Raw genomic sequence first — 15,883 nt, 5'->3', positions numbered from 1 at the left:
TCGTCAGGGCCGCACATGGCGTCAGGAGATCGTGCCGAGCACGCGGATCTCGACGCCCTTGGCGATCTCGACATGGGACAAGACCGGCAGCGTGGGGAACAGGCGCTCGACGATCATGCGCACATAAGGCCGCGCATCGGGCGCGGTGACGATGGCGAAGCGCTCGCCCCCTTCCAGATGCTGGCGGATGGCCTTGGAGGCATCCGCGCCGAATTCTTCGAGCTGGCGCGGGTCGATGTCGAACTCGCGGATCTCGCCCTTGGCGTCGCGCTTGAGGCTCTGGTGGAAGGCAAGGTCCCAGCGGTTCCCCAGGCGCAACACCTTGAGCACGCCGGCCTCGGTCAGGTCGCCGCAGATCTGCTGGCTCATGCGGATGCGCACATGCTCGACGATGCCTTCGGTGCGGCGCATATGCGGCGCGATCTCGGCGATGGCTTCGAGGATCAGGTGCAGGTTGCGGATCGAGACGCGCTCGGCGAGCAACAGCTTCAACACCGCCTGCAGGCCCGGATAGGAGATGTGGTTGGCGCAGATGTCGTCGGCGAGCTTCTTGTATTCGGGGTCGAGCCGGTCGATCAGCGCCTTCATGTCCTTGTAGGACAAGAGCTGCGGCAGGTTGTTGCGCACCACTTCGGAGAGGTGAGTGAGCAGGATCGACATGTTGTCGGCGAAGGGGAAGCCCTCGCGCTTGAGGTCTTCGGTGAAGGTTTCGGGCACCGACCATGCGCGCATGCCGAAAGCCGGCTCGCGCACTTCCTCGCCGGGGATTTCGGGCGGCTCGCGGTTTCCCAGAAGGGCGGTCACCTCGCCCAGCCGCAAGCCATGCTCGGCCACCACCGTGCCGTGGATCTTGATCTGGTAGCTCTTGGGCGGAATGCCGAACTCGTCAGTGAGCTTCACCTCCGGCACCACGAAGCCGTATTGCGTTGCGAACTTCTTGCGCATCTTGCCCATGCGGAAGGCGAGTTCCTGATGCGCGTTGAGAAGCTTGGCCGAAAGCTGCTTGCCGATCAGAAGCTCGATCTCGGCGGTCTTGAGCGAATTCTTGACCGAGTCCTTTTCGGCCTCTTCCTTATTCTGCGCTTCCGTCTGAACGGCCTGCTCCTCTTCCGCCCTGGCACGCGCGAGGTTGCGCGGGATCGCATAGGCGAAGCCGCCCATGGCGCCAGCCAGGATCAGGAACGGCATCATCGGCAGGCCGGGCATCAGCGACAGGAGAAGCAGCAGCAGCGCCGCGACCGTAAGCGCGCGGGGATAGGCGCCGAGCTGGCCGAACACCGCCTTTTCCGCCGAGCCCCGCGTGCCGCCCTTGGACACGAGCAGGCCCGCCGCGAGCGAGACGATCAGCGCGGGGATCTGCGTGACGAGACCGTCGCCCACCGACAACTTGATGAAGACGTCCGTCGCCTCGCCCACCGTCAGGCCATGGCGGAACACGCCGATGGTGATCCCGCCCACGATGTTGATGGCGGTGATGATGAGACCGGCGATCGCATCGCCGCGCACGAATTTCGAGGCACCGTCCATGGCGCCGAAGAAGGAGGATTCTTCTTCGAGCTCGCGGCGGCGCAGCTGCGCGGTCTTGTCGTCGATGATGCCGGCATTGAGGTCGGCGTCGATCGACATCTGCTTGCCGGGAATGGCGTCGAGCGTGAAGCGCGCGCCCACTTCCGCGATACGCGTCGCGCCTTTGGTGATGACGATGAAGTTCACCACCACGAGGATCATGAACACGATCAGGCCGATCACGAAATCGCCCGACATCACGAGGTTGGCGAAGCCCGCGATCACATAGCCCGCCGCATGCGTGCCTTCCGCGCCGTGCGAAAGAATGGCGCGCGTGGTCGCGATGTTGAGCGACAGGCGCAGCATGGTCGCGATCAGCAAGACGGTCGGAAACGAGGTGAAATCGAGCGGTCGCGCGATCCAGAGCGAGACCATCAGGATCAACACCGACAGCGCGATCGAGATCGCAAGGCCGAGATCGATCATGAAGGCGGGAATCGGCAGGAACAGGACGGCGAGGATGACGACGATGCCGAGCGCGAAGAAGATGTCGCGTCCGCCGCCGCTCTTCGCCGGCGCGCTTGCAGCTTTCCCCGCTACCTCGCTCAGAGCCATTCAGCCAAAAACCCCTGCCCGGCCACGCGAACGCGGGCCCGAATCCTGCCGGCCAGACTAGGCCCGAGAGCTTGCGCGAAGGTGGGAGGCGGGGCATGGGCCCAGAGGCTGCCAGGGCAAAGTGGAATCCGGTTTGCCCGCCCGGACAGCCGAAACAGCAGGATAGACCATGATCGAAGCGGTTTCACCCACCTCCGAAGGCCTCGAGCCCTTGCTTGCGCTCAATAACGCCCACGCAGCCGACTTGTCGTGGCTCACGCTGGACGAGTTCCGGCAGCTGATCGCGACCGGCTTCCGTGTGACGCGGCTGAACCAGGCCGATGCCCTGATGATCGCGCTCGACCAGACGGCCGACTATACGAGCCCGAACTTCCACTGGTTCCGCGAGCGCTATCCGCGCTTCGTCTACGTGGACCGCGTGGTGGTCGCGGAAACGGCGCGGGGGCAAGGCGCGGGGCGTGCGCTTTACGAGGACCTGTTCGATGCCGCGCGAAAAGCCAGCCACACGGTGGTGACGTGCGAGGTCAACCTCGACCCGCCGAACCTCGCTTCGGATGCGTTTCATGCTCGAATGGGTTTTGCCCGCGTCGGCGAAGCGGCGATCCACGGCGGCAAGAAGAGGGTCAGTTACTACGCCCGCGAGCTTGAGGCCCGAAGCCAAGGCGCATCGAGCGGCGCGCCGTTATCCGTTGGCTAACCATACGGATAAGCGCATCGGTTCCGCCACATTTGAATCAAACTTGCTTAACCTCGGCGCGTCTAGGGTTCCCTTCGCGAGCTGGAACCCAAATTCCCGTTGCCCGTCCAGACCCGGTTCACATCCGGATTGAAGCTTTCCCGAGCGGACAGGGCGACAGCCGGCGCATGATGCGCCAGCGGCCGGGCATTCCCATGCCCAAGGCTCGTATGGACCGGACTTCTCGGAAACCTCTTCCATGCGCGGCCTTTTCCGCCTCGTAGGGGCGGCAGCCCTTGCCCTTTCCTGTTCCGCCTGGCCCACGCTGGCCGGTGAAGAAGGCAATTACGTTTCGGCCGCAACCAATTTCGTGAAGGAACACGTCCTGCCCTGGGCGAACGATCCGGTGATCGTCGACGCCATCCTCAGGCAGAATGCCGAGACCGCCGGCTTCGATCAGGCCCGGATCGACGGGCTCGACAAGGAATGGCGCGCGGAAGTCGAGCGCCCGAACAAGCCCGAGATCCAGGCGCTTCTTTCGCATGAAGCCTCGAAGTTCCTGCGCACCAGGCGCGACGAGACCCACGGTCTCGTCACCGAGATCATCCTGATGGATGCCAGGGGCCTCAACACTGCCCAGACCGATGCCACCTCCGACTTCTGGCAGGGCGACGAGGCCAAGTTCCAGAAATCGTTCAGTGCGGGCAGCGGCGCGATCTTCGTGGACGACATCGAGGAGGACGAGTCCACCGGGATCCTCCAGACCCAGGTCTCCATCACCATCACCGACCCCGAAAGCGGCCAGCCCATCGGCGCCATGACGGTCGGCATCGACATGGACCGGCTGTGAAGCGCTCTTCCAGCCCGGTTCTCCCAATCAAGACGAAAGCGTGAGTGCCATGAAGACAACGATGGGGCGGATGATGTCCCAAACCTCGCTGACGACGCGCTTCGGTGTCAGCATCATCGCGGTGAGCGTGCTGGGCCTGGCTGCCACCGGTTTCTTCGCCGAGAAATTCATGCGCTCCTCGCTGTCGCATGTCGCCGAGCAGGGCTGGGAGCGCGTCACCGCCGATTTCGCGAAGAATGTCGCGGGCGCCGTCAAATGGAACAAGCCCGACGTGATCGACCGGCGCACGGATGCCTTGGCCGAAACGCCCGAGCAGCCGCTCAACCGCGCGCTGGTGCTGTCGCGCAACGGCGATGTTCTGTCGGATTACACCTTGCGCGGCACCGATGCGGGCGGCCTCGACCAGGCCGTGCGCGAAGCGGTGGCGAGCGACCCGGCGGGCGTCTCCACCCGCAGCCTCGACAATTCCTATCTCGTGGTGGCCCCCTCCGGCGAAGGCATCGACAAGAAGCCGCTCGGCCATGTCGCCTTTGCCTGGAGCACGGCGGCGCTCGAGCGCGACGCGACGGCCGCCGGCCTCGCCCTTCTCGGCATGCAGGCGCTCGGCGTGCTCGCCGTCGCGGGCGCCATGATCCTGGCACTCCGCGCCTGGGTCATCCGTCCCTTGAAGGGCATCACCACCCGCATCGGCGCGCTTTCCGCCGGCGATCTCGACTCGCCCGTCAGCTATCAGGAGCGCCAGGACGAAACCGGCGTGATCGCCCGCGCCGTCGAGGAGTTCCGCCAGACTTCCATCGCCAAGCTCGCCGGCGAGCGCGAGGCGGCAGCCCGTCAGGCAGCCATGGAAGAAGAACGCGCTCTGGCCGAGCGCGAGCGCGCGGCAGCCGCCGAGCAGCTCGACCATGTCGTGTCCGAACTCGGCGCCGGTCTCTCCGAGATCGCCCATGGCAACCTGATGCAGGAAGTCGGCGCGAATTTCCCGGCCGAGTACCGCAAGCTCGGCCAGGACTACAACGAGGCGACCGCGCGCCTGCGTCAGACCATGGGCGGCATCATCGTGTCCGGCGAAGGCATCCGCGCCAATTCCGAGGAAATCCGCGAAGCGGCGAACGACCTCGCCCGCCGCACCGAGCAGCAGGCGGCAAACCTCGAGGAAACGGTGGCGGCCCTCGACCAGATCACCACCTCCGTGACCCAGACCGCCCAGAGCACGGGCCGCGCCCGCAACGTGGTCGCCTCCGCCAAGACGGATGCCGAGATGAGCGGCGACGTCGCGCGCCAGACCATCGCCGCCATGGGCCAGATCGAGCAGTCCTCCTCGCAGATCAGCCAGATCATCGGCGTGATCGACGAGATCGCCTTCCAGACAAACCTCTTGGCTCTCAATGCCGGCGTCGAGGCGGCGCGTGCGGGTGAAGCCGGTCGCGGCTTCGCGGTGGTGGCGTCCGAAGTGCGCACGCTCGCCCAGCGCTCGGCGGAAGCCGCCAAGGAGATCAAGACGCTGATCTCGGCCTCTACCGCCCATGTCGAGAACGGCGTGAACATGGTTGCCGAGACCGGCAAGGTGCTCGAGCGCATCGTCGGCCATATCGGCGAGATCAACAAGGTCGTCACCGATATCGCGGCGAGCGCCGAGGAACAGGCGGCAGGCCTGCAGTCGATCAATTCGGCGATGAACCTGATGGATCAGGTGACGCAGAAGAACGCCGCCATGGTCGAGGAGGTCACCGCATCCTCCGCCTCGCTCGCCGGCGAAACCGACCGCCTCGTGCGCCTCGTCAAGCAGTTCAAGGTCGAGGAAGGTGGCCGCGCCGCTTACTCGGCCCCGGTCGAGGAAAAGATCATCGAACTGCCCCGCCGTACAGTTGCGCCCGCGCCCGTGATCCGCGCGGTCCAGCCCGAGCCCGAAATCAGCGGCGCGCTGGCTCTCCAGAGCAAGCCTTCGGCCGATGCCGATATCGACGGCTGGGAGGAATTCTGATGGCTCCGCGCAAAACGCCCGCCTCGCGCCGCAAAGCGGCCCCTGCCGCCGCCCGCACAATCGAACTGAGCGAAGTCCTCGACCTCAACAGCCTGAAGCCGCTCGCCGCTGAAATCACGGAAGCGCGCGGCCAGGATCTGGTGCTCGACGCTTCCCGCACGGTTCGCGTCAGCGCGCAGGCCTTTCAGCTGATGATTTCCGCCCGCCGCTCATGGGATGCGGACGGCCATTCCTTGAGCATTCAGGGCGCTTTCGAGCCCTTCCACGACAGCATGGCGCTGCTCGGCATCGATGAGGCCGACCTGCTCGGCCATAACAAGACAGGGGACGTGCTGTGACCAAGACCATCCTGACGGTGGACGATTCGCGCACCATGCGCGACATGCTCCGCGTGGCGCTCACCGGCGCGGGCTTCAACGTCGTGCAGGCCGAAGACGGCGTGCACGGGCTCGAAGTGCTCGCCCAGAACTCGCCCGACGTCATCATCACCGACATCAACATGCCGCGCATGGATGGCTTCGGCTTCATCGAGAACGTGCGCCGCGACCAGCGCTGCCGCGTGATCCCGATTCTGGTGCTCACCACCGAAAGCGACGCCGCCAAGAAGGCCCGCGCGCGAGAGGCCGGCGCCACCGGCTGGATCGTCAAGCCCTTCAATACGACCAAGCTCTGCGACGCCATCCGTCGCGTGGCCGGCTGAGCGTAGAGGCGCGCGATCATGGAAGGCATGGACGAAATCCGCGACACCTTCTTCCAGGAAGCCGAGGAACTGCTCGGCGAGCTGGAACGCGGCCTGATCCTCATTCAGGAAGGCGACAGGGACAGCGAAACGGTCAACGCGATCTTTCGCGCGGTGCACTCGATCAAGGGCGGCGCGGGCATGTTCGAGCTCGACCGCCTGGTGAGCTTCGCCCACGCCTTCGAGACCGTTCTCGACGACCTGCGCTCCAGAAAGATCGGCCTCGAAGCGAATGGCCTGAAGACCATGCTCCGCTCGGCCGACCTCCTGTCCGATCTGGTCCGCACCGCGCGCGCCGGCGAAGAGATGGAAGCGGGTCGCGAGGCCGTGCTGATGGCCGAGCTCGCCGCCTTGTCCGGCGGCGTGGCGGATGCCGCCCCGTCCGCCTTCGACGCGCCTGAGCTGCCCGCCGGCCCCGTTTCGCGCCTTTACGACATCCGCTTCACCCCGCTCGCCGCCCTTTACGCCAATGCCGGCGATCCGGCCCTCCTCGTTCGAGAGCTGCACCGTTTGGGCACGGCCACCGTGTCCTGTGACGCGAGCCATGTTCCCGATCTTTCCGAACTCGACCCGGAAGGCGCCTACCTGTCCTGGACGGTCGCGCTCGAAACCACGGAAAGCGAAGACACGATCCGCGAGGTCTTCGAATTCGTGGAAGGCGATTGCATTCTCGAAGTGATCGCCGGTGAGCCAATGGTCGTGGAAGAGCCTGCGGTCGTCGAAGAAGGCGACGGCTTCGACGTGGCCGCCCTTCTCGCCCGCATGCAGGCCGAATTGGGCGATGGCCCCGCGCCCGAAGCCACCCCCTCCCCCTTCGACATGCCCTTCGCGCCCGACTTCAGCGCCGACTTCAGCAATGTGGTCGATCTCGCTGACATGCGCCCGGTGGAAACGCCCGCGCCGTCGCCCGCGCCGGCTGTCGAGCCGGTGGCCGCCCCCGTCTTGGCCGCAAGCCCGGCCAAGACCGAGGAATCCAAGGCGAGCTCGGCACCCGCCCCCGCGGCGGGTGCCACGATCCGCGTCGATCTCGACCGCCTCGACCGGCTCGTGAACCTCGTCGGCGAACTCGTGATCAACCGCGCCATGGTCGCCCAGCGCGTGGTGGAAGCGGGCCTGTCCAACACGGCCGCAGTCTCGGTCGGGCTCGATGAGCTCGAACAGCTCACCCGCGAAATCCAGGACAATGTAATGGCGCTTCGCGCCCAGCCCGTGCGCTCGGTCTTCCAGCGCATGTCGCGCCTCGTGCGCGAAGTGGGCGAAGCGGTCAACAAGCAGGTGCAGCTCGTGGTCGAGGGTGAAGGCACGGAGGTCGACAAGACCATTGTCGAGCGCCTCACCGACCCGCTCACCCACATGATCCGCAACGCCATCGACCACGGCCTCGAAAGCCCCGAAAAGCGCCTCGAAGCGGGCAAGCCGCTGACCGGCACGGTGCATCTCTCGGCGCGCCACGCTTCGGGTCATATCGTCATCGAGGTGTCCGACGATGGCGGCGGCCTCAACCGGCCGCGCGTGCGCGACATCGCGGTGTCCAAGGGCCTCATTCCGGCGGATGCCCAGCTGAGCGACGAGGAAACCGACAACCTCATCTTCCTGCCCGGCTTCTCGACCGCCTCCACCATTTCCAACATCTCGGGCCGCGGTGTCGGGCTCGACGTGGTGAAGCGCTCGGTGCAGGCGCTGGGCGGCCGCATCTCGATCGCCTCGCGGCCCGGTCGCGGCTCGACCTTCACCCTCGCTTTGCCGCTCACGCTCGCCGTGCTCGACGGCATGCTGGTGACGGTGGCCGACCAGACGCTGGTTCTGCCCCTCACCTCCACCGTCGAGACGCTCAAGCTCAAGCCCGAGGAGATCCACGCGCTGGGCTCGTCGAAGCTCGTGACACTGCGTGGCGCCTTCACGCCCATGATCGATGTCGGCCGCCATTTCGGCTACCGCCATGCTCCGGCAGATCTCACGAAAAGTGTGGGCCTCGTCGTCGAAACGCAGGGCAACACGCGCACCGTGCTTCTGGTCGATGAGATCCAGGGCCAGCGCCAGGTCGTGATCAAGAGCCTCGAGACCAATTACGGCTCGGTGCCCGGCATCGCGGCGGCGACCATTCTGGGCGACGGCCGCGTGGCGCTGATCCTCGACGTGGATGCGCTCGTTTCCGAAGCCTCGGCATCCGCCTCCGACTTCTCTTTTGCCATCGCAGGATGAGTTCCATGTCCACTGAGCTTGCCAATCGCGATCCGGGCCGCGAGACCGGCGACGCCCGCGAAGCCATCATCTTCCGCGTCGGCCCGCAGGAATTCTGCATCGACATCATGACGGTGCGCGAGATCCGGGGCTGGACGCCGGCCACCATGCTTCCCCGCTCGCCCGGCTATATCCGCGGCGTCATCAACCTGCGCGGCACGGTTCTGCCGATCCTCGACCTCGCCCAGCGCCTCGACTTGCCCTCCGTCGATCCGACTTCGCGCCACGTGATCGTGGTGGTGCAGATCGGCGCGCAGGTGGTGGGCATGCTGGTCGATGCGGTGTCCGACATCATCACGCTGGCCGACAGCATGATCCAGCCCACGCCTGCGGTGGCGTCCGAAGCCTCGCGGTCCTTCGTGGGCGGGCTGGTCGCGCTCGACGGGCGGATGATCAACATCCTGCGCCTCGAAAACGTGCTCGGCGAAATCCGCGCGGAAGCCGCCTGACATGAATGCCCTGGGCCGACCGAGCGGAGGAGACGGCGGCGGGCGGGCGCCCGCGCGGGGCGAGTTCGCCTTCACGCCCGAGAACTTCCGCCAGATCGCCGAGATGGTGCATGCTTCCACCGGCATCACCATGCCGGACTACAAGTCGGCCATGGTTTATTCGCGCCTCGCCAAGCGCTTGCGTGCGCTGGGGCTCGAAAGCTTCAACAATTACTGCCGTCTGGTGGCCAGCCAGACCGGACTGGACGAGCGCCAGAAGATGATCGCCGCGCTCACCACCAACATGACGAGCTTCTTTCGCGAGCCGCACCACTTCAAGCATCTCGCGACCAAGGTCCTGCCGCCGCTGGTGGAAGAAGCCCGGCGGGGCGGGCGCCTGCGCATCTGGTCGGCCGGCTGTTCGAGCGGCGAGGAGCCCTATTCCATCGCCTTGACGCTTCTGAGCGTCATGCCCGATGCCGGCCAGTACGATGTCAGGATTCTGGCGACCGACATCAACCCCAACGTCCTCGACAAGGGCCGCGGCGGCCTCTACCCCGAAACGGTAATGGAGCCGGTTTCCACCGACCAGAAATCGCGTTGGTTCCGCAAGGCTCGCACCCCGGACGGCCTCCCCGCCTGGGAAGCGACCGGCCCCTTACGCGAGCTGATCGCCTTCCGCGAGCTGAACCTGATGGGCGACTGGCCCATGAAGGGCACGTTCCAGGCCCTCTTCTGCCGCAACGTCACCATCTATTTCGAGCCCGAAACGCGCGACCGCATCTGGTGCCGCTTCGCCTCGCTCCTGCCTGCCGGCGCCACACTTTACGTGGGCCATTCCGAACGCATGGGCGAGGAGCCCGCGAGAGTATTTGTGCAGGACGAATTCACCACTTACCGTCGCCTGGAGGGTCGGCGCCCATGACAACACCTGTTCGCGTTCTGATCGTGGACGACAGCCCCACCATGCGCGGCCTGATCTCCTCGATTCTCCTGAAAGACAAGGAGATCGAGGTGGTCGGCGAAGCGGGCGACCCTTACGAGGCGCGCGAGGCCATCAAGGCGCTGTCGCCCGATGTGGTGACGCTCGATGTCGAGATGCCGCGCATGAGCGGCCTCGACTTTCTCGACCGCATCATGCGCCTGCGCCCCACACCCGTGATCATGGTGTCGAGCCTGACCCATCGCGGCGCGGATGAAAGCATCCGGGCGCTGGAAGCGGGCGCGGTCGATTGCGTGGCGAAACCGGTGCCGGGCCGCGCCGGCGGGCTCGACCAGCTGCCCGCCAAGGTGAAGGCCGCCGCCCGCGCCAAGCTCTGGCGTCACCAGTCCCCTGTTCCGCAAGCGCCGGCTGCCATGCCGAGCACCTATCAGCCGGGCCGTCGGCTCGTGATGATCGGCTCGTCCACCGGCGGCGTCGAGGCCTTGTCGGCCGTGCTCGGCGGTTTGCCGGCCAACTGCCCGCCTGTGGTAGTCGCCCAGCACATGCCGGAATCGTTTCTCTCGAACCTCGCCCAGCGGCTCGACAACCGCTTCGCGCCCAAGATCGCCATCGCCACCCACGGCGCTCCGCTGGTGCCCGGCCATGTCTATCTGGCGCCGGGCGGCAATCAGCATCTCGAAGTGTCCGACACCCGCCCCTGGACCTGCGTGGTGCGCGAGGGCGCGCCGGTCAACGGCTACTGCCCGTCCGTCGAGCGCCTGTTCCGCTCGGGCGTCACGGCCGAGCCCAAGCGCATCGTCGCCGTGATGCTGACCGGCATGGGCCGCGACGGCGCGGATGCCATGCTGGCGTTGCGTCAGGCGGGCGCCACAACATTTGGCCAGGACGAGGCGACGAGCCTCATCTACGGCATGCCCAAGGCGGCTTTCGAAGCAGGTGCCGTCGAGCGCCAGCTGCCGCTCGGGCGCATGGCCGCGGCCATCCTGGAAACAACGAACCAAGAAAACTCAGGGAAGAACTGATGTCCTATCTCTCGCATCTCCGCGTCATGATCGTGGACGACATGACCACGAGCCGCATGCTGATCCGCGGCGCGCTCGAAGAGCTCGGCATCAACCAGATCGCCATGGCCGCCGACGGCGAACAGGCCTTGAAGGCGCTGATGGTGCAGCCGCTGCCCCTCGTGATCTCGGATTTCAACATGCCCAAGCTCGATGGTCTGGGCCTGCTCCGCGCGCTGCGCGCCTATCAGCCTACCAGCAAATGCGGCTTCATCCTGATGACCGGCAAGGGCGATCAGGCGCTCATCGACAAGGCCAAGCCCTATGGTGTCGCGGGCTATCTCGCCAAGCCCTTCACCGCGCCGATCGTCAAGGCACATATCGAGCGCATCTTCGGCCGCATGTGAGCATGAGCACCGCTTTGCGCCACCAGTCTTCGAGCCTTGCCGCCGTGCAGAGCCGGGTGGGCAAGCGGCATCACGTGCTTCAGGGCGAGTTCTTCGTCACCGACGACCCCGAGATCCTCTTGACCACGGTTCTCGGCTCCTGCGTCGCCGCCTGCATCCGCGATCCTCAGGCGGGGGTGGGCGGCATGAACCACTTCCTCTTGCCCGGCGCGATGGAGCGCGCGGCCGAGAAGGAAGCGCAGCGCGAGGGCGTCCACATGATGGAGCTTCTCCTGAACGGCCTGTTCCAGCGCGGCGCGCGGCGCCAGCATCTCGAAGCGCGGCTTTTCGGCGGGGCGAACATGTTCGCCGGCCTGTCCGAGATCGGGCGCCAGAACGCGGCCTTCGCGGAGAGTTTCCTGGGCTATGAAGGCATCCGCGTGGTGCGCGGAAGCCTGGGCGGGAACCAGGGGCGGCGCGTCGAGTTCTGGCCGGTCTCAGGGGTCACCCGCGCGCAAAGCATCAAGGCGGCGGAAGCACCGGTGCCGATGCCAGTCGCGCCCGCACCCAGGGGGAATGAAGGGAGGGGCGATGTCGAACTCTTCTGAAGTTTGGGAGCCCGAGCCCATGGCATGGAGCGATCTCGTCGGCCGGCTGGCGGGCGAAATGGGCGGTCTCGACCGCGATCTCGCCAGTGTCGAAACGGCGCTCGGTGCGCTGGCGAACGGCACAACCGACCACAACCACCTGCACAACCTTCAGGCCGTGGACCTCGTCCGCCAGAAGACAGCGGCCCTCGCCCTTTTTCTCGACGAAATCAGCCAGACGATCCCTATCGGCTGGGAGGTCGATGCCGACGAGGCAGCGAGCCGCATCACCCTGTCGGATCTCGCCGGACGCTTGCTGGGCAAGGATTTCACGGAAGAAACGCCCGAGCCCGCGGGCGAACTCGACCTCTTCTGACAACCCCTGAGAGACCTGTTTCCAACCAAGGGGCGGAGTCTGCCGGTAAGGCGCCCGCCCACAAATTCGAGTCCAAAACGTTTATTCTCTCGCAATCGTGAAAAAGTTTAAGAGTCCAGCAACTTACCGCCCGTAACGTCCTCCACAACCAAAGCGAGTCCCGATCGGGTTTTCTGGCGGGAATGCCGGGCTCGCTTTCTCAACACACAGGAAACACCGATGCCACTTGCCGGCCATCCGCATATCGTGCGGTGGAAGGGAAGCTTGTCTCTGCGCGACAGCGCGGACGCCGCCCGCCACCTTTCCGAAGCCCTGACACTTCACGCCCACACGCTCGTCGAGACCGACGAGGTGGAAAGCGTGGACGCGAGCCATCTCCAGATTCTCGTCGGCGCCCATCGCATGGCGGCGGCTCAAAACAGGCAGCTCGCCATCACGGTGCCTGAAGGCGGCGCACTCGACGCGGCCCTTGCGCGCTCGGGCATCGCGAACCCGCTCGACGCCCGCCTTCTCTGGGAAGGCCGCAACTGGATCGGCCTGGATTTCTCTTCACCGGACCTGCTTTCTTCACCGGAACTGCATTGATGACCAAGACAATCCTGACGATCGACGACTCGGCTTCCGTCCGGCAGATGGTCTCCATGACGCTGACCGCCGCCGGCTATGACGTCCTGCAGGCCGAAGACGGCGCGGATGGTCTCGCCAAGGCGACGGGCAACCGCGTCGATGCGATCCTGACCGATCTGAACATGCCCAACATGAACGGGCTCGAATTCATCCGCGCCTTCCGCGCCCATCCTTCGGGCCAGGGCGTGCCGATCGTGTTCCTCACCACCGAATCCGACGACGGCATGAAGAGCGAGGCCAAGGCCGCGGGCGCCACCGGCTGGATCGTCAAGCCCTTCAAGCAGGAACAGCTGGTCGCCGTCGTGAAGAAGGTCGCCGGCGCATGAGCCAGCCCGATCCGGTCGCGATCTTCCGGCAGGAAGCCACTGAGCTTCTCGAAACGCTGGAAGCCAACCTCCTCCAGCTCGACGAGACGCCGGACGACAAGGCCGTGGTGGACAGCGCCTTCCGCGCGCTGCACACGCTGAAGGGCTCGGGCGCGATGTTCGGCTTCACGGCAGCCGCGTCCTTCGTCCACGAATTCGAAACCGCCTTCGACCGCGTCCGCAAGGGCGAGAAGACCGCGACCCCCGCGCTGATCCGCGTCGCGTTGCAGGCCCGCGATCACATCATGATCCTGATCGAGGATCCGGATTCGGCCGGAAGCGAAGGCGAGACCCTTTTGGCGGCCCTGCGTCAGGCCGTGGAAGGCGAAGCGAAGGCCGAAGCCGCGCCAGCACTCGTGATCGAAGCACCTGTTGCCGAAGCCTGGCCGTCCGGCTGGAAGATCAGCTTCAGCCTCCCCGCCGATGCGCTGGCGATGGGCTCGAACCCGCTGCTTTTGATCGACGAGCTCGCGGAACTCGGCCCCTGCGACGTCCGCGCGAGGATCGCCGGCGTCGCGAGCCTCGACACGCTCGACCCCACAAGGTCGGCGCTCGGCTGGGAAGTCGTTCTTCGCGGCGACGTCTCGCGCGCCCAGATCGACGATGTCTTCATGTTCCTCAGCGACGACATGGAGCTGACTGTCGAAGCGCTCGGCGAACCCGCTTCCGAAGCGCCGGCCCCCGCAGCGCCCCCCATCGCCGAAGCCGCGCCATCGCTCGCAGCCGCACCGGCTGTCGCGCCCGCCCCTGCCCCCGCGCAGGCCGCGAAGCCAAAGACCAAGCCCAAGACCGAATCCCCCGCCCCCCAGAAGGCGGCTTCGTCCGACAAGAGCAATTCCTCCCTCCGCGTGCCCGCCGAGCGTCTCGACGCTCTGATGGACCGCGTCGGCGAACTCGTGATCGCCCAGGCCCGCCTCAACCAGCTGGCAGCCCAAGCCAACGATCCGAACCTCAAATCGGTCGCCGAGGACATCGAACGCCTGTCCTCGTCCTTGCGCGACACCACCATGGGCATCCGCATGGTGCCGATCGGCACGCTGTTCGGCCGCTTCCGTCGCCTCGTCCACGATCTGAGCCATGATCTCGGCAAGGAGATCGAATTCGTCACCGCGGGCGAGGACACCGAGCTCGACAAGACCGTGATCGAGCACCTGGCCGACCCGCTCGTCCACCTCATCCGCAACTCGGTCGATCACGGCCTCGAAAGTGCGGACAAGCGCCTCGCCGCCGGCAAGCCTTCGGGCGGCACCGTGCGCCTCTCCGCCACCTATGCCGGCGCCGAAGTGGCGATCTCGGTGTCAGACGACGGTGCCGGGCTCGACCCCGCACGCATCCGCCAGAAGGCCGAGGAAGCCGGGCTGATCACGTCTGAGGCCAAGCTCTCCGAGCAGGAACTCTTCCAGCTGATCTTCCAGCCGGGCTTCTCCACCGCGAAGGAAATCACCGCCCTTTCCGGCCGCGGTGTGGGCATGGACGTGGTCAAGCGCACCATCGACGGGTTGCGCGGCTCGATCGACCTCTCCTCGCAGATGGGCCTAGGCACCACCGCCACGCTGCGCCTGCCGCTCACGCTCGCCATCATCGACGGCCTGCTCGTGCGGATCGGCGACGGGCGCTATACGATCCCGCTGGCCGCCGTCGAAGAATGCGTCGAGCTGCCTCTGGATGCCGATGGCGAGGGCCGTGGCCGCGCCTTCCTCAACATTCGCGGCAGCCTCGTGCCCTTCATCCGCCTGCGCGAGGTGTTCAACCTGTCCACCCCGCCCGGCCAGTACCAGAAGGTGGTCATCATCTCATCGGGCGACATGCGTGTGGGGCTCGTGGTCGACCAGATCCTCGGCAACAACCAGACGGTCATCAAGCAGCTGTCCAAGCTCCATGCCGGCGTGCGCCATTTCTCGGGCGCGACGATCCTGGGCGACGGCACGGTGGCCCTGATCCTCGACCCCATGCAGCTCGCCACCTTCGGCCAGCATGGCGATGGCACGCATGCCGAGCAGACTTTCGGGAGGGCCGCATGAGCCTTAGGGTCCAAACCATGCCGGGCGCGATGCGTGCGCTCACCATGCGTCTCGGCGATGAGATCTTCGCGGTGGAAGCGAACTGCGTGCGCGAAATCCTCGAGATCGGCACGGTCACGAGCGTGCCCAACGCGCCCGATTTCGTCGGCGGTCTCATCAATGTGCGCGGCACGGTGGTGCCGCTCGCCGACCTGCGCGTGTCCTTCAACATGCCGCGTCCCGTTGCGGACGAGGACACCCGCATCGTCGTCATGGAGATCGAGATCGACGGCGAAAAGACCGTGGCCGGCGTGCTTGCCGACAAGGTGCATGACGTGACCGACCTCGACGCCGCGAGCATGGAGCCCGCGCCGCGCATCGGCATGCGCTGGCCGCAAGGCTTCGTGCGGGCCATCGCCAAGCGCGACAACCAGTTCATCATCGTTCCCGATGTGAACGAGATCTTCGCACGCAGCATCGCTGCCGCGCACTGAAATTGCCTGTCCGCGTCTGCGACGCGGCCAGAGCTGGCATGCCGGCGCCATGATGGTCGCCGTCTTCG

General features: G+C 66.1%; 17 protein-coding genes. 16 read left to right on the top strand and 1 reads right to left on the bottom strand.

Translation table 11 applies throughout. The features are described from left to right. Positions 1-21: 21 nt before the first annotated feature. Positions 22-2,121, bottom strand: coding sequence for a flagellar biosynthesis protein FlhA (gene flhA, locus NGM99_RS14895; protein WP_252820286.1), 2,100 nt, complete (start codon positions 2,119-2,121; stop codon positions 22-24). Between the two features lie 169 nt (positions 2,122-2,290). Here flhA and NGM99_RS14890 point away from each other — a divergent pair, with 169 nt between their 5' ends. The 16 genes from NGM99_RS14890 to NGM99_RS14815 all read left to right on the top strand — a co-directional run bounded on the left by NGM99_RS14890 (position 2,291) and on the right by NGM99_RS14815 (position 15,815). Beyond that, a complete protein-coding gene (locus NGM99_RS14890; RefSeq protein WP_252820283.1) occupies positions 2,291-2,818 on the top strand; it encodes a GNAT family N-acetyltransferase in 528 nt (175 codons plus the stop codon). A gap of 238 nt (positions 2,819-3,056) precedes the next feature. Continuing rightward, the gene (locus tag NGM99_RS14885) at positions 3,057-3,647 is read left to right on the top strand and encodes a hypothetical protein (protein WP_252820282.1); all 591 of its coding nucleotides are present in this window, start codon (positions 3,057-3,059) and stop codon (positions 3,645-3,647) included. Positions 3,648-3,696: 49 nt separating this feature from the next. Further along, positions 3,697-5,628: a methyl-accepting chemotaxis protein gene (locus NGM99_RS14880; RefSeq protein WP_252820280.1), complete on the top strand. Its 1,932-nt coding sequence runs from the start codon at positions 3,697-3,699 to the stop codon at positions 5,626-5,628. Continuing rightward, positions 5,628-5,966, top strand: coding sequence for an STAS domain-containing protein (locus tag NGM99_RS14875; RefSeq protein ID WP_252820278.1), 339 nt, complete (start codon positions 5,628-5,630; stop codon positions 5,964-5,966). Before NGM99_RS14880 ends, NGM99_RS14875 begins: the two co-directional genes overlap by 1 nt. Next, positions 5,963-6,328: a response regulator gene (locus NGM99_RS14870; protein ID WP_252820275.1), complete on the top strand. Its 366-nt coding sequence runs from the start codon at positions 5,963-5,965 to the stop codon at positions 6,326-6,328. The genes NGM99_RS14875 and NGM99_RS14870 overlap by 4 nt, the downstream gene beginning before the upstream one ends. A gap of 18 nt (positions 6,329-6,346) precedes the next feature. Continuing rightward, entirely contained in the window at positions 6,347-8,569 is a 2,223-nt protein-coding gene (locus NGM99_RS14865; protein WP_252820273.1) for a chemotaxis protein CheA, read from the top strand. 5 nt (positions 8,570-8,574) lie between these two features. Beyond that, on the top strand, positions 8,575-9,057 hold the full coding sequence (locus tag NGM99_RS14860; protein WP_252820271.1) for a chemotaxis protein CheW: 483 nt from the start codon (positions 8,575-8,577) through the stop codon (positions 9,055-9,057). 1 nt (position 9,058) lies between these two features. Then, a complete protein-coding gene (locus NGM99_RS14855; protein ID WP_252820266.1) occupies positions 9,059-9,961 on the top strand; it encodes a CheR family methyltransferase in 903 nt (300 codons plus the stop codon). Then, positions 9,958-11,001 carry a protein-glutamate methylesterase/protein-glutamine glutaminase gene (locus NGM99_RS14850; RefSeq protein WP_252820264.1) on the top strand — a complete coding sequence of 348 codons (1,044 nt, stop codon included), beginning with the start codon at positions 9,958-9,960 and terminating at the stop codon, positions 10,999-11,001. Before NGM99_RS14855 ends, NGM99_RS14850 begins: the two co-directional genes overlap by 4 nt. Next, positions 11,001-11,387 (top strand): response regulator, encoded by a 387-nt coding sequence (locus NGM99_RS14845; protein WP_252820262.1) that lies wholly within the window; start codon positions 11,001-11,003, stop codon positions 11,385-11,387. Before NGM99_RS14850 ends, NGM99_RS14845 begins: the two co-directional genes overlap by 1 nt. A gap of 2 nt (positions 11,388-11,389) precedes the next feature. After that, complete coding sequence (locus tag NGM99_RS14840; protein WP_252820260.1) at positions 11,390-11,974, top strand: chemotaxis protein CheD; 585 nt, start codon at positions 11,390-11,392, stop codon at positions 11,972-11,974. After that, positions 11,958-12,329: a DUF8776 family protein gene (locus NGM99_RS14835; RefSeq protein WP_252820259.1), complete on the top strand. Its 372-nt coding sequence runs from the start codon at positions 11,958-11,960 to the stop codon at positions 12,327-12,329. The genes NGM99_RS14840 and NGM99_RS14835 overlap by 17 nt, the downstream gene beginning before the upstream one ends. A gap of 219 nt (positions 12,330-12,548) precedes the next feature. Beyond that, the gene (locus NGM99_RS14830) at positions 12,549-12,914 is read left to right on the top strand and encodes a hypothetical protein (RefSeq protein WP_252820258.1); all 366 of its coding nucleotides are present in this window, start codon (positions 12,549-12,551) and stop codon (positions 12,912-12,914) included. After that, complete coding sequence (locus tag NGM99_RS14825) at positions 12,914-13,282, top strand: response regulator (RefSeq protein WP_252820256.1); 369 nt, start codon at positions 12,914-12,916, stop codon at positions 13,280-13,282. Before NGM99_RS14830 ends, NGM99_RS14825 begins: the two co-directional genes overlap by 1 nt. Next, positions 13,279-15,342, top strand: a complete 2,064-nt coding sequence (locus NGM99_RS14820; protein ID WP_252820254.1) for a chemotaxis protein CheA — start codon at positions 13,279-13,281, stop codon at positions 15,340-15,342. The genes NGM99_RS14825 and NGM99_RS14820 overlap by 4 nt, the downstream gene beginning before the upstream one ends. After that, positions 15,339-15,815, top strand: a complete 477-nt coding sequence (locus NGM99_RS14815) for a chemotaxis protein CheW (RefSeq protein WP_252820252.1) — start codon at positions 15,339-15,341, stop codon at positions 15,813-15,815. The genes NGM99_RS14820 and NGM99_RS14815 overlap by 4 nt, the downstream gene beginning before the upstream one ends. Positions 15,816-15,883: the final 68 nt, after the last annotated feature.

Origin of the sequence: Mesorhizobium liriopis, assembly GCF_024053505.1 — a bacterium.
In the GTDB taxonomy this organism is placed as follows: Bacteria; Pseudomonadota; Alphaproteobacteria; order Rhizobiales; family Rhizobiaceae; genus Mesorhizobium_B; species Mesorhizobium_B liriopis.
The sequence above is the reverse complement of the archived record's forward strand: the minus strand, read 5'-3'. Positions and strand labels throughout refer to the sequence as shown.

Coding starts and splice junctions, on each gene's coding strand:
- flhA (WP_252820286.1), bottom strand. CDS start 2,121: ATGGCTCTGAGCGAGGTAGCGGGGAAAGCTGCAAGCGCGCCGGCGAAG.
- NGM99_RS14890 (WP_252820283.1), top strand. CDS start 2,291: ATGATCGAAGCGGTTTCACCCACCTCCGAAGGCCTCGAGCCCTTGCTT.
- NGM99_RS14885 (WP_252820282.1), top strand. CDS start 3,057: ATGCGCGGCCTTTTCCGCCTCGTAGGGGCGGCAGCCCTTGCCCTTTCC.
- NGM99_RS14880 (WP_252820280.1), top strand. CDS start 3,697: ATGAAGACAACGATGGGGCGGATGATGTCCCAAACCTCGCTGACGACG.
- NGM99_RS14875 (WP_252820278.1), top strand. CDS start 5,628: ATGGCTCCGCGCAAAACGCCCGCCTCGCGCCGCAAAGCGGCCCCTGCC.
- NGM99_RS14865 (WP_252820273.1), top strand. CDS start 6,347: ATGGAAGGCATGGACGAAATCCGCGACACCTTCTTCCAGGAAGCCGAG.
- NGM99_RS14860 (WP_252820271.1), top strand. CDS start 8,575: ATGTCCACTGAGCTTGCCAATCGCGATCCGGGCCGCGAGACCGGCGAC.
- NGM99_RS14855 (WP_252820266.1), top strand. CDS start 9,059: ATGAATGCCCTGGGCCGACCGAGCGGAGGAGACGGCGGCGGGCGGGCG.
- NGM99_RS14850 (WP_252820264.1), top strand. CDS start 9,958: ATGACAACACCTGTTCGCGTTCTGATCGTGGACGACAGCCCCACCATG.
- NGM99_RS14845 (WP_252820262.1), top strand. CDS start 11,001: ATGTCCTATCTCTCGCATCTCCGCGTCATGATCGTGGACGACATGACC.
- NGM99_RS14840 (WP_252820260.1), top strand. CDS start 11,390: ATGAGCACCGCTTTGCGCCACCAGTCTTCGAGCCTTGCCGCCGTGCAG.
- NGM99_RS14835 (WP_252820259.1), top strand. CDS start 11,958: ATGTCGAACTCTTCTGAAGTTTGGGAGCCCGAGCCCATGGCATGGAGC.
- NGM99_RS14830 (WP_252820258.1), top strand. CDS start 12,549: ATGCCACTTGCCGGCCATCCGCATATCGTGCGGTGGAAGGGAAGCTTG.
- NGM99_RS14825 (WP_252820256.1), top strand. CDS start 12,914: ATGACCAAGACAATCCTGACGATCGACGACTCGGCTTCCGTCCGGCAG.
- NGM99_RS14820 (WP_252820254.1), top strand. CDS start 13,279: ATGAGCCAGCCCGATCCGGTCGCGATCTTCCGGCAGGAAGCCACTGAG.
- NGM99_RS14815 (WP_252820252.1), top strand. CDS start 15,339: ATGAGCCTTAGGGTCCAAACCATGCCGGGCGCGATGCGTGCGCTCACC.